A 12,708-nucleotide genomic window follows, 5' to 3' on the forward strand; every position below is an offset into this window, starting at 1 on the left:
TTATCAATTCAGCGCGGCTGGGTCGTTTTGTGTTGCTTAGTCTAAATTCCAGTAAAAATTGTTCAAGAAGTTTCTCTGATCAGTATTGGGAATTTTGAAGAATCAAACGATTGGTATATCATTCGAGCTGAAATTCGTGATGCTATCTCTTTAATCGTTCATCCTCCTGGTGCATCCAGTTTTACAATTAATCCAACAAAGCACGGCAATGGTGTCAAGCCAATCAAAGATGCTTGCATGATTGCATTGAGAGATAAATTTGGATGGAGTCTCGAAACTTCAATTAATTATGCAACTCGATCGCCAGGAAAGGTAGATGCAACAAAGATCATTGACAACTATCTTTTTGCGCTTGAGTGGGAAACGGGCAATATCTCTTCAAGCCATCGAGCAATGAATAAACTGAGTCTTGGATTACTACGGGGTGTTTTTTTAGGCGCTGTCTTGGTACTCCCCAGTAGAAAACTCTACCCTTATCTAACCGATCGGATTGGCAATTATGAAGAGCTAGAGCCGTACTTTGATGTTTGGCGGGCAATTCGCATTGAAGAAGGTTTTCTTGCAATCTTCGTGATTGAACACGATCTCTTAGATAACAATGTACCAAAGATTACCAAAGGAACAGATGGTCGTGCATTAGTCTAAATTTTCCTGCATGAATAGCTATGTAGAGTAAGGAATGGGCAGTTGTAATGCAGTTGTTTTGCCTTGTTTCAATTTCTTGCTTCCCCTTGCCGATTCCCATTGCTCTACAATTCCATTAGCTAAGTCAGTCAAGCGTTCTACTGCTGGCTCTGTATCTCCAATTTCTGAACCAATCCAATAACGGTGTAGTTTTTCTGCTGCATAAAATGTAGTACCAGAACCCCCAAAAGGATCAACCACAATCTGCCCTGGATCAGATGCCATTGCGATAATCCGCTCTAGCATAATGGGAGCCAGTTCATTAGGAACTCGTTTTTTGTGCCGACGATGGCGAACGGGTGGAATATCAGTCCACATCTCCTCAGTTAACGTCCATAAAATTTCAGTAGTGGAAGCTTCAGGGGCATCCTCCCAAACATCTTCTGGCATATCCCAGACATCCATTAAGTTGATGCCTTTTTCATTGAGGCTTTTTCTATGCCCACCATAATCACGAATCTCTTTGCCACAGTGCCGACAGAGTTGAATCGGTGTGTAGATTTTGTTGAAAACGGCTGGCTCGCCTTTTGTATAATAGATCAGTCCGTAGTGAGCCGGAGACATTTTTTTACCTCTAGGAAAAGCCTTTGGCATTCTGCAAGCAATCCAATGCCGAAACCACATTCCTTTACGATTGAGGTATGCGCCGTACTCCATACACCATTTGGGCAAGTTGAAAATAAATAAGCTGCTACCTGGTTTAAGTATGCGAATGCTTTCATCAAGCCACTGGTACGACCAGCTTAAATACTGATCTGCCTCCATCCGATCGCTTATACCTTCGCCATATTCTTTACCAAGATTAAAAGGTGGGTCGGCAAATACCAGATCCACTGACTCATTAGGCAAAGCTGATAGAAGTTTAAGGCAGTCTCCTTGGTAGAGTATGCCATGCTCACTGATGTAAACCTGTTGCAGCCCTTGTTGAGTTGCAACATCAGGTGCGATCGCTTGAAACGGGAGCATTGACTTAACCTTTAGTACATTAGTATAGCTTGAGTATAGAAACTCTATTGACTATTGACAATAGAGTTTTCTTGAGAGTTTGTACTGCGTGGCTGATAGGGTTTTCCAGGAGGTTGATTCTTATACCTCTGTACCTCAGCAACTTCTATGTAATAGTAACGCCCAAGTTTGCAAGCTATAATCTGACCATTCTTAATTAGGTCATGAATTCGCTGACGAGTTACATCAAGTAGCTTGGCAGTTTGAGCTACAGAAAGTAATTCCGGGCTATCATCATTTGATCCGGAGTCTGTCATAGGATGAAAATGCTTTAATCACCGGAGCCAATCTTTTTTAGATTGCATATTCAAGGATAACTAAAATTTTCTGAAAGAGATACCAGAAAGCGCCAGCCAGCAGTAAGTCGGAGGGCTTGAGCGCAAGCGTAACCTGCCGCAGACATCGCCCCTACCCTATTTCCCACCCCTTGGGTATTTTCGGCGGACACCAAAAGAGGTTTTTGCTAGACACACCAAGGGATTCTAGAATTCCTCGCATTACCTCTGTGCAGTACATCCAGTGTCCCAAATCGTCATACATGCGATCGGGATTAAACTCGACATTGTAATGCAGCACATTGGGAAGGTCTAAAAACTCATCATCGCTTTGGGGAGAAAGAAGCAAGAGATGAAATGGCTTCCCCTGACATTGTTTTTCCAGCTTGTTGACTAAATCTAACACACCACCGCGATCGCTAATTCCTGTGCGAACAAAAAGCACTTTGTCGCAGTGCCGCAGTGCGTACCAAAACCTTTCAGCGCGTGCCGTGTAACGAACCCGCATCCGTTCATAGACGGGAGACATATCTTGAACAGCGTTGTCTGTCTCCTCAACTTCATGGGCAAAGGATAAACCCGACCATTTACCGTGGTAAATCCTGCCTGCATCAGGGCTGTAGTGCAGAAAAGCAGGGTTCCACATCTCATCAAAACCAGTTTCAATCGCATCTGCAACATCTGCAATATTAGTGGTGCGCGTTAAATCAAACGGAAAGGCGGGGCCATCGTACTCCATTTTATACAACATCATACGGACGGCACAGCGATCGCCAAGGGGAAGAATTGCCACACGGTTGATATCTGATAAGTCACATTTGTATTGGAAAAATACCGCAGACTTAGGTGGTGCTTTTACCCGGCTTTCTAGCCCATCTTTACCAATCATCATTGTGCGAAAAGGGACATCAGGATAAAGCGGATCTTCATAAACACCCGATGGCATGGCTTTAAGGGCATTGCAAACTTCCGTCCACATCGGCTGAATGTTGTACTCGTTATCTGATTCGTTGATTATCCAGAGGTGGCGTTCATCCGTTTGCAAAATCTCCAGATGTCCGTCATAGAATAAAACGTTGTTCGGCGAAAAAAGATTGAAGGCGGGACTATATTCTAAATCGGTATTTGGGGGGATGTTTATTGTAGTTGCGATCGCCCCATTCTCTACAACGAAGAAGGGGAGCGTTCCTGGTTGGGTATCCTTGGCAATATAAATACCTGGTATCAATCCCGTCTGACTTTGCAGTGCAGTTTGTAGTTCTTGCCAATACGGAGCGATCGTGTAGCTGTATTGCGATGTATTAATAATCCGTAAACGCTTCTCTTCCATACAGACAGAGACATTAAAACCCACATTATCAAAGTAAATGGGAAATTCATTCGGTTCGCGGAAGCGTTGTTTTTCTGCTAATTCGTCTTTGTCGATATCGAATAATTGCTGGTCGATCTGCTGATACATGAGGCTATGACCAACTGTATTCGGGTGAGCCGGATCGAAGGATATCCCCGCTTTCCATCTTCCTTGTCCATCATCTACAGCAGCCAACCAATCCAATACAGGTACGCCCCAATTTAGCATCCGGTTGTGTGTATCTCGGATCAGCCAGTAATGTTCCTGGGAATAATCGCCATTGGGATAGACACCGCCCAGAATTGGAATTGCCCCGATGTCTCGTGTCATTTTCACAAGTTGCTGCAAGCCACTTTCAAACCGCCGTTGTATTGCTCGTCGTTCGTGAGGGGGACAGAAAGCTAACCCTTCGTTACCCAGAGACAAGGCAATGATGACGATATCCGGGTGTTCTGGGGTGACAAACCAAGGGAATCGAGCGATCGTTCTGCTGACATTCGCTCCCACCTCTGACACATTCACGAGTTTATGCCCATATTTTTGCTGTAAAGCTTGTGCCAACTGCCAAACCCAACCTTTCAAAAACCAGGCTTTATGACCTAATGCAACCGAACTACCAATGACTACGATTTTTAAACCTTCAGGCTCTCGATCCAGGGGGACTTTAACAGCAGGTTTCTCAATATATCCAAACGGATAAGGTTGTAAATAACCGAATGCGCCATCATCCACAATAATTGTGCTGGCACAATTTTTAGAATCGATTGGAATCCAGCGGTTTGTATCTAGTAAGCTCTCCCATTGGGCGTTGCCGTTGACATCGAATAGCACATACTTGTATTCAACTTTCTGTTGACCGCCTGACTCTTGAATGTCAATTTCATCTGTCCACCATAAAGGATAGCGATCGCCACTTGTACGCAGATGAACACATTTACTAATATCCCACAATCCCAACTCTGGAGTAGAACCCACCAGACCAATGGATTCGCCCGTTTGAGTGTATGCATTGATCTCGAATCGATACATAGAGTTTATCCTGATTTAATGAGGACAATACCAAACGGCCAGCTGAATCCTTAAACCTGCTTTGAGAATATCACATAGAACTCTTAAGATTCCGGTATTAATCTTTTTAAGTATACTGAAGCTCTGATTTACATCACTCAAAGCTATAGCAGGCAAGCTTTTCAAAAATAAAATCGGCTCTTTATAGAAGAATCTTATACTGATTAAATATAATTTATTGTATTAAAAGTCATAACACAATTAAGAACAAATCAAAAAAAGGATAAGATTAAGTTAAATTGGTTCTATCGCTCTCTTTTATATAGTTAGAGCCAGAAAAGCATTTTTACGTAAGTGTTACAAATAGTTTCAATTAAAATTAATACTTGCCGAATAATTTTTAGCAATAATAAGTTAAGCAAGTTGAGATTTAGCTCAGTATGGATAACTTACCTCAAAACGATTCTAGCTCCCCTGCTGGGGGTGGTTTACCTGTGATTCAGTATTGGGTAGAAAAAACTCTCTCATCACAAGGGTTAAAATTATGGCAAACTCTCAATCATAAAAGTGCATGTTTATCCTGCGCTTGGGGCACGGGTGGACAAAAAGGAGGGTTTGTTAATGAAGCGGGAGAATATTTACAACGCTGTGCTAAAAGTGTAGAGGCGATCGCTGCGGAATTGCAACCAGGAATTAAGCGAGATTTTTTCCGAGAAAAAAGCATTAGTGAATTACAAAAACTGACTTCTCAAGAATGCGATTCCTTGGGTAGATTAAGTTATCCTCTGATTCTCAGATCGGGTTCATCCCATTATCAACGTATAAGCTGGGAAGAAGTTTACCAGATCGCTACACAAGCCTTTAATTTCCCACCAGCCCGAATTGCTAGTTATAGTTCTGGACGCTCATCTAATGAAGCTGCCTATTTACTACAATTATTAATGCGATCGCTAGGTAGTAATAATCTAGCAGACTGTTCAGATTTGTGTCATGCACCCTCAACAGTAGGGTTAAAAAAAGTTTTCGGCTCAGGTACATCGATGGTGAGTTTAGAAAACCTAAAACATAGTGATTGTATCGTTTTAATTGGTTCTAACGCCCCTGCAAATCATCCACGACTGATGAACGAATTGATCGAATTGCGGGAAAGAGGCGGGAAAGTAATTATTATTAATCCCCAAATTGAAATCGGTTTAGTTAAATTTGCGTCTCCTGCATTTCCGATCAAATCTTTACTTACAGGAGGTTCAGATATATCTTCTTTATATTTACAACCAATTCCTGGTAGTGATGCTGCATTATTTGTCGGATTGCAAAAATCTCTGATTGAACAGAATTTGATTAAAATAGAATATCTAAAATCTTATACACAAAATTGGCAAGAAGTTGTAGATTACGCTAATAATATCTCGTGGGATAACATCACTAGCACCTGTGGCTTATCCCAAGAAGAAATCACAGCAACAGCTTATATAATTGGTAAATCAACGCGTGTAGTTTTTGCCTGGGCAATGGGTATAACTCAACACTCTAACGGCGTGGATAATATTTTTAGTATTGCTAATACAGCCTTAATTACAGGTAACGCTGGTAAAATTGGTGCTGGGACAATGCCCATTCGAGGACATTCCAATGTGCAAGGCTTTGGTTCAATGGGTGTTACTGTAAACTTGCGAGAAGAAATCAAACAAGCACTGTCTCAATTATTAGGAAAAACTCTAAATGAAACTCCTGGCTATCATACCCGTGACTTAATCGCAGCAGCAGAATTAGGAAAGATAGATACACTGTTTTGTTTAGGGGGTAATTTGTATGCAGCTAATCCAGACTTACAGCAAGTAAAACAGGCATTATCGCAAATAGAAACCATATTTTATGTAGCTACCAAACCAAACTTAGGACATTTCCACGGATTAGGGAAACAGCAAACTTTAATATTACCTGTATTCAATCGGTTTGAAAATCCTCATAAAACAACAACTGAATCTGGTAATAATTTTGTACGGTTAAATGATGAAGGTAAAAGTCATTTAAAAGCGCCTAATGCCGATCTAATTTCGGAAATAGAATTAATCACAGAAATTGCTCATCGTTTACATAGTGAAACACCGATAAATTGGCGTAAGCTGCAAGATACAGCTTATGTGAGAGAATTAATTGCTAAAACTATTCCTGGCTATAAGAAGATTGGCACAATTGACCAAACTAAGCAGGAGTTTATCATTGAAGGGCGGATTTTGGATGAACCGAAATTTCCCACACCTGATGGTAAAGCACAGATGTTTGTCACACCTTTACCGCAATTATCAGTACCAACTAAAGCAGCGTTTGGTGTAGCAGAAAATCAGCCAGGAATTGTAGTAATTTTAGGAACAGGGCGCAGCTATGGCCAACATAATACTGTAGTTTATCGCAGTGAAGATAAATATCGAGGTATGCCTCATCGTCACTGTATTTTAATGAATTCTCTAGATGTCAAAAAAGCGGGATTTCAGGAGCATCAGCGAGTAATAGTGAAAGGCGATCGAGAAGAATTAGACAATATTGAAATTATTTGTGGGGCGATTCTTGAAGGTGTAGCTTTTATGTTTTATCCTGAAGCTAATATTCTATTTAAAGCAAAAATTGATCCGCAAAGTGGCACACCTGCTTATAAAAGAGTTCCAGTTTGTATTATAGGTTCTCGACTTCTTTAAGAACAGGCGAATCCAGGCTTTGAGTTTTTGTTGTTTGTAGACATCAGTTAAATTATTGAGAGTAAATTGTAATAAATAAACTTATTACCCGTTGTTTCAGAAGACTTGAAATGCTTATTCCACAATCAGTTTTGTTACTACTCAGCTAGGATGTGCCTGAATACAAGCATCAGAAAAACATAAATAAATATTAATATCTTAATAGTTATATATAAGTTAAGAGTTAAATAATCTTAGGAGAAATAAAAATACCTGGGATTTGCATCGGCAGTTGTATTTGCTGCTAGATAGTAGTGATGCAGATCCTTTCTCAACCTAGAATAACAATTTTTTAGCTGGTACTGGTAGGCATCCTGAGTCGGTGACTGCCGATAAACCTTGCGTTTGAACATGAAGGGAGCAACAATGAGTAGTAATCTAGCCATCAAACTGCGCTCTGGAACTCAACAAGCCCACACATCAGCGGAAAATGTGGCATTCATGAAATGTTTTTTGCAAGGAGTTGTGGATAGAGACTGCTTCGCTAAATTCTTAAGCAACTTGTATTACGTCTACAGCGAACTAGAAGCGGCATTAGAGAGCCATAGAGAACATCCTGTGATTAGTGCGGTTTACTTTCCTGAACTTAATCGCCAATCCTCACTCGAAAAAGACATGGTGTTCTATTATGGGGATAACTGGAGAGAGCAAGTTACAGCCTCACCTGCTGCCCAGAGCTACATTGAGCGCATTCGGGAAATTTCTGTTAGTGAACCAGCCTTGTTGCTAGGTCATGCCTACACTCGCTACATGGGCGATCTTTCTGGGGGTCAAATGCTACAAAAAGTTGCTCAGTCAGCCCTAAAGCTTTCTGGGTATGAAGGCACATCCTTTTACAACTTTGAGCAAATTCCTGACAAAAAGGCATTTAAGGATAAGTATCGTCAGACATTAAATGCATTGCCCGTTGATGATATAACAGCAGAACGGATTGTTGCAGAAGCTAATAATGCCTTTGGGTTCAATTTAAAGATGGCTCAAGAGTTAGAGGGAAGTTTAATTAAAGCACTCGGTCAAGTTCTCTTTAATAGCCTCACTCGTTCTCAAAATTCAGGTAGCACTGAAATAGCTGCGGCTAATTAATTTTGTCGTTTGTCATTTGTCATTTGTCATTTGTCATTGGGCACAAGAGGCAAAGGGAAAAAACTTACTGTATACTGCTCCCCTGCCCCCTGCTCCCTGCTCCCCTGCCCCCTGCCCCCTGCCCCCTGCTCCCTGCCCCCTGCTCCCCATTAATCGCGTCTCTACCTACTCCCTTCATTTATTGGAAAGCAACTCAATGGTTTTTCTATTACCTGGTGTTAAGTTCGATCTGGATCTGATTCAAAAGTACGACACTCGCGCACCTAGATATACCAGTTACCCGCCCGCTACAGAGTTAAGCGAAACATTCACTGAAACTGATTTTAAGGCCGCGATCGCCGCCTCGAATCAACGCAAAACCCCTATGAGTTTGTATTTCCATATCCCTTTTTGCCAAAGTGCTTGCTACTTCTGCGGCTGTAATACAGTAATTTCCAACAACAAGAATATTGCTAAACCTTACGTGGAGTCTTTGGTTGAAGACATTAAAAACACCGCAGCTTTAATCGATTCTGATAGAAAAGTGCTGCAAATCCACTGGGGAGGTGGTACTCCTAATTATTTGGAGCGTCACCAAGTAGAATTTTTATGGAAAAATATCAATCGCTATTTCAACATCGATCCCCAAGCAGAAATCTCAATTGAGATTAATCCCCGCTATATCGATAAAAACTACATTTTCTTTCTGAGAAAGATTGGATTTAACCGCATTAGTTTTGGCATTCAGGATTTTAATCGCCAAGTTCAAGTAGCTGTTAATCGCGTACAGCCAGAAGAAATGCTCTTTGATGTCATGAGTTGGATTAAAGAAGCTAAGTTTGAAAGTGTGAATGTAGACCTAATTTATGGTTTACCTTATCAAACACGTGAGACATTTCAAGAGACGCTGAAAAAAACAATTGAATTAGATCCTGACCGAATTGTTGTGTTTAACTTTGCTTATGTGCCGTGGCTCAAACCGACACAAAAAAATATTCCTCAAGAGGCACTACCCCCAGCACAGGAAAAGTTAGAGATTCTGAAAATGACCATTGAAGAATTGACGAATAACCAATATCTATTTATTGGAATGGATCATTTTGCTAAAACTAATGATGAACTAGCGATCGCTCAACGCAATGGTACTCTTAAACGCAATTTTCAGGGCTATACTACCCATGCCGAGACAGAATTATTTGGTTTTGGTGCCACATCCATCAGTATGTTAGAAGATGCTTATGCTCAAAATCACAAGGAGTTAAAGGATTATTATCAAACACTGGCAGCAAGTAGTTTACCTATTAGTAAAGGTATCAAGCTCACTCAGAATGACATTATTCGACGGGATGTGATTATGAGTATTATGTCTCATTTTCAGCTTCATAAGCAAGATATTGAAAACAAATATCATATCAGTTTTGATGAATATTTTTCTGAGGAACTAGAGGCGTTAAAACCACTAGAAGCTGATGGTCTAGTCAGTTTATCAAAAAATCAGATTCAGATTACCGACATCGGTAGATTACTAGTAAGAAATATTGCCGTCATATTTGATACTCATACAAGAACGCGAGAGACAAAGTTTTCTCGTGCTATTTGATATCGCTTCTGCAAATCTTTACCACATATTATCCCCTCAATCTATCTGAAAAATAAAATTTGAGGGGATATTATTAAGACTATAGTAATCCAATTTTATGTTTGAACTTATTTGTGTGGTGCATGAAGCGCAGTGCAAGCGGATAGGCAGTCAAAAGGTAATTGGAATAAAGTTGTTAAATAAAAATCTACAAAAATCTTGGTTAATTAATTATTTATATAGATAATTAACGATCGGTTATAACGAAAATTATCAAAAGTTGAATGAATAAATACTTTTAATACATCCCCAAGAAGTTAGATACGAACTTTATACCTGAAGACAGAGATAAAAAATAATATATTGATTAGCTAATTAACATTTAGTTTTGCTGACAATAATTATGTCTATGATTAGATGTTTTTAATAACTTCTAGCTTAAAATATGCAAAAATTTTCGTTTAACGTTAAAAAGATGTAAAAAACGTAAATTCTCATCCAATTCTGAATATGAAAGTATTGTGTATAACTTTTGGATTTAACATTTACCCCATCTGGTAGAAAGAATTTGGAATTAGAGTTGATAACTTAGATATTAAGTGAGTGAGATTGTTGAGGCGGTTATGAGTATTATTGCTTGGATAGTTTTAGGACTTTTGGCAGGTGCAATCGCTAAAGCTATTTATCCTGGTTCTCAAGGCGGCGGAATTCTCTCCACAATGATTTTGGGTATCATTGGTGCTTTCGTCGGTGGAACTTTATTTACCTTGTTAAGAACAGGAACTCTGCAAATTACTGCGGCTGGCGCTGGTTTAACTCTTCCTGGTATTTTAGTGGCTGTGCTTGGTGCAATTGTTGCTATTTATCTGTGGGGATTAATCAGAAGAAGCAGCAATGCATAATCGCTGATTGGCAGTTATCAACCCTGAGATAACTACTGGACTTTTTCAATCTTTTAGTTCACCAGTTTAAAAAGCTAAAAAACATCAAATTAGCTCTATCTGGAAAAATACTAAAAGATAAATCAATTAATTCTGAAACATCATAACCTTGGGAAGTGTAGATCTATGTTTTTCCACAAAAAAGAGCCTATTCATGCAGTTAACGTAAGTGAACCAAACCCACGTTTTGCTCAATTGCTACTAGAGCAGTTTGGCGGAGCTACTGGAGAACTTAGTGCAGCGCTTCAATATTGGGTGCAATCATTCCATGTCGAAAATGCTGGCATTAAAGATATGCTCCAAGACATTGCAATTGAGGAATTCAGCCATTTAGAAATGGTTGGTAAACTCATTGAGGCTCATACTAAAAATGTAGATCAAACAGAGGCTTACAAGAGTACTCTTTTTGCAGTCCGAGGAATTGGGCCTCATTTTCTAGATAGCCAAGGTAATGCTTGGACTGCAAGTTACTTGAATGAGGGTGGAGATGTAGTACGTGATTTAAGAGCTAACGTTGCAGCTGAAGCTGGCGCTCGTCAGACTTACGAAGAGTTGATTAAGTTGGCAACCGATAAAGGAACCCAAGAGACTTTAGTTCATCTGTTAACACGAGAAATTTCTCATACTCAGATGTTTATGAAAGCTCTAGATTCGCTAGGTAAGTTGACAGATCCATTCTTTGGTAATATTAAGCCCGATGAAACTGTTGCTCTTTACTACAACCTGTCTACAAACGGAAATGGTCAAGATGAGCGTGGGCCCTGGAATTCTGAGCCAACATTCAAATACATTGCTAATCCGCTAGAAAGCCACTCTTAATTGCATAGCTTGATTTTGAGTAAAGAGATGATTGGGAGATTCTCAAAAAATTCCACTCAGAAAGTAAAGTCGGTTATTTGCTCACCTGATTTAGCAAATTTTAGGCTGTTTCACTACATCTAGCAGGCAAAAAAATTCCCGACTTTTCTAATAAGTCGGGAATTTTCGCTGAGTATTTGGCTATTACACCAATTAAAAATAGCTATAGCTATAAATATTCAGAAACACTGAAAAATTCCTAGCGATCGCTTCTTCAATTTCTACCTCGATATTTCTAATTTTAGAAATTAATTCAACTAAAAATCTGGAGATTAACTTGTGATTGTCAACGCTACATCAAATGGTTGGGAAGTCATTTATCATCGTGCCCATGCTTTATTAGCAGCTCAACTGGCTGGACAATGGCAACGTAAAAATGCTCCCGTAAGGTTATATGAAACAATAGCTGCAATTTCTCATCACGACGATCTAGAAAAAGAGTGGGAAGAAGATATTCTAACTGAAGCGGGTGCGCCAAAGGACTTCATGCTCTCCACAAATGCCGATTTAGATGCAGGTGTCGATAAATTGGCTAATTTGGCAAAGAATGCCCTTTACCGTGGACGATGGGTAGCTCTATTAATTTCCATGCACATCAGCCGTTTAAATGAGTCCAGCCGGGGTAAGTCCTCAAAATTAGACAAACTTTTAGACGAGCAACTTCAAAATCAGCAACGTTGGCGTAAAGAATTGGGCATCAAAAAGGAGGAAGTTGATGCAGCCTATGCATTTATGCAATGGTGCGATCGCCTTTCTCTCATTTTATGCCAGCAGGAACTACCTGACGATGAGCGGTTTTTAGAAATTAGCAAGGGCCCTGAAGGTGAGCGCTATGACATCATGCAGCGCAGTGATAACTTGGTTGTTGTCAAACCCTGGCCCTTCCAAAACGATAAATTCACGGTCAATGTCGAAGCCTGTGATCTCTCTGAGGTGAAATTTCAGAGTAGCACCGAATTAACTCAAGCACTACAAGAAGCCCCGATCAAGGTACTAGAGTGGAAATTTGTTAAGAGTTAGATGCATAAAGCTTACAGCTATTTTGCTGAAAATAGCTGTAAAAAAACTAGGTTATGCGATCGCACCCTTCTATCAAATCCCTACTTATTCTGACAATGACGATCTGAGTAACGACTGCTGATGAGATACCAGAAGTAGCGATCGCATTTAGTGCTAAGGGCGTGATAGCAGTTTTAATTGTTTTAATTTT

10 protein-coding genes are annotated in these 12,708 nt (G+C 40.0%); 7 read left to right on the forward strand and 3 right to left on the reverse strand.

Features of this window, described 5'->3' with window-relative positions:
* The first annotated feature begins 57 nt into the window (after positions 1 to 57).
* Positions 58 to 645 carry a restriction endonuclease gene (locus tag RM049_RS28545; RefSeq protein WP_322706613.1) on the forward strand — a complete coding sequence of 196 codons (588 nt, stop codon included), beginning with the start codon at positions 58 to 60 and terminating at the stop codon, positions 643 to 645.
* A gap of 18 nt (positions 646 to 663) precedes the next feature.
* Here the strand turns inward: RM049_RS28545 and RM049_RS28550 are convergent, their stop codons facing one another.
* The 3 genes from RM049_RS28550 to RM049_RS28560 form a co-directional block, all read right to left on the reverse strand.
* Positions 664 to 1,650: a site-specific DNA-methyltransferase gene (locus RM049_RS28550; protein ID WP_322706578.1), complete on the reverse strand. Its 987-nt coding sequence runs from the start codon at positions 1,648 to 1,650 to the stop codon at positions 664 to 666.
* A gap of 44 nt (positions 1,651 to 1,694) precedes the next feature.
* Positions 1,695 to 1,946: a helix-turn-helix domain-containing protein gene (locus tag RM049_RS28555; RefSeq protein ID WP_322706579.1), complete on the reverse strand. Its 252-nt coding sequence runs from the start codon at positions 1,944 to 1,946 to the stop codon at positions 1,695 to 1,697.
* 151 nt (positions 1,947 to 2,097) lie between these two features.
* Entirely contained in the window at positions 2,098 to 4,344 is a 2,247-nt protein-coding gene (locus tag RM049_RS28560) for a DUF1796 family putative cysteine peptidase (protein ID WP_322706580.1), read from the reverse strand.
* Between the two features lie 419 nt (positions 4,345 to 4,763).
* Between RM049_RS28560 and RM049_RS28565 the strand changes: the two genes are divergently transcribed.
* From RM049_RS28565 to RM049_RS28590, 6 genes are all read left to right on the forward strand, one after another.
* The gene (locus RM049_RS28565) at positions 4,764 to 7,019 is read left to right on the forward strand and encodes an FdhF/YdeP family oxidoreductase (RefSeq protein WP_322706581.1); all 2,256 of its coding nucleotides are present in this window, start codon (positions 4,764 to 4,766) and stop codon (positions 7,017 to 7,019) included.
* 405 nt (positions 7,020 to 7,424) lie between these two features.
* Positions 7,425 to 8,141 carry a heme oxygenase (biliverdin-producing) gene (locus tag RM049_RS28570; protein WP_322706582.1) on the forward strand — a complete coding sequence of 239 codons (717 nt, stop codon included), beginning with the start codon at positions 7,425 to 7,427 and terminating at the stop codon, positions 8,139 to 8,141.
* Positions 8,142 to 8,337: 196 nt separating this feature from the next.
* Positions 8,338 to 9,720 (forward strand): oxygen-independent coproporphyrinogen III oxidase, encoded by a 1,383-nt coding sequence (hemN, locus tag RM049_RS28575; RefSeq protein WP_322692119.1) that lies wholly within the window; start codon positions 8,338 to 8,340, stop codon positions 9,718 to 9,720.
* A gap of 602 nt (positions 9,721 to 10,322) precedes the next feature.
* Positions 10,323 to 10,601, forward strand: a complete 279-nt coding sequence (locus tag RM049_RS28580) for a GlsB/YeaQ/YmgE family stress response membrane protein (protein ID WP_322683864.1) — start codon at positions 10,323 to 10,325, stop codon at positions 10,599 to 10,601.
* Between the two features lie 165 nt (positions 10,602 to 10,766).
* Complete coding sequence (locus RM049_RS28585; RefSeq protein WP_012410902.1) at positions 10,767 to 11,459, forward strand: manganese catalase family protein; 693 nt, start codon at positions 10,767 to 10,769, stop codon at positions 11,457 to 11,459.
* Between the two features lie 318 nt (positions 11,460 to 11,777).
* Positions 11,778 to 12,518 (forward strand): DUF3891 family protein, encoded by a 741-nt coding sequence (locus RM049_RS28590; protein WP_322706583.1) that lies wholly within the window; start codon positions 11,778 to 11,780, stop codon positions 12,516 to 12,518.
* Positions 12,519 to 12,708: the final 190 nt, after the last annotated feature.

Source organism: Nostoc sp. DedQUE04 (assembly GCF_034530995.1).
In the GTDB taxonomy this organism is placed as follows: domain Bacteria; phylum Cyanobacteriota; class Cyanobacteriia; order Cyanobacteriales; family Nostocaceae; genus Nostoc.

What these genes read in the sequence shown, in the direction of transcription:
- RM049_RS28550 (WP_322706578.1), bottom strand. Translation starts at nt 1,650, where the DNA reads ATGCTCCCGTTTCAAGCGATCGCACCTGATGTTGCAACTCAACAAGGG.
- RM049_RS28555 (WP_322706579.1), bottom strand. Translation starts at nt 1,946, where the DNA reads ATGACAGACTCCGGATCAAATGATGATAGCCCGGAATTACTTTCTGTA.
- RM049_RS28560 (WP_322706580.1), bottom strand. Translation starts at nt 4,344, where the DNA reads ATGTATCGATTCGAGATCAATGCATACACTCAAACGGGCGAATCCATT.
- RM049_RS28565 (WP_322706581.1), top strand. Translation starts at nt 4,764, where the DNA reads ATGGATAACTTACCTCAAAACGATTCTAGCTCCCCTGCTGGGGGTGGT.
- RM049_RS28570 (WP_322706582.1), top strand. Translation starts at nt 7,425, where the DNA reads ATGAGTAGTAATCTAGCCATCAAACTGCGCTCTGGAACTCAACAAGCC.
- hemN (WP_322692119.1), top strand. Translation starts at nt 8,338, where the DNA reads ATGGTTTTTCTATTACCTGGTGTTAAGTTCGATCTGGATCTGATTCAA.
- RM049_RS28580 (WP_322683864.1), top strand. Translation starts at nt 10,323, where the DNA reads ATGAGTATTATTGCTTGGATAGTTTTAGGACTTTTGGCAGGTGCAATC.
- RM049_RS28585 (WP_012410902.1), top strand. Translation starts at nt 10,767, where the DNA reads ATGTTTTTCCACAAAAAAGAGCCTATTCATGCAGTTAACGTAAGTGAA.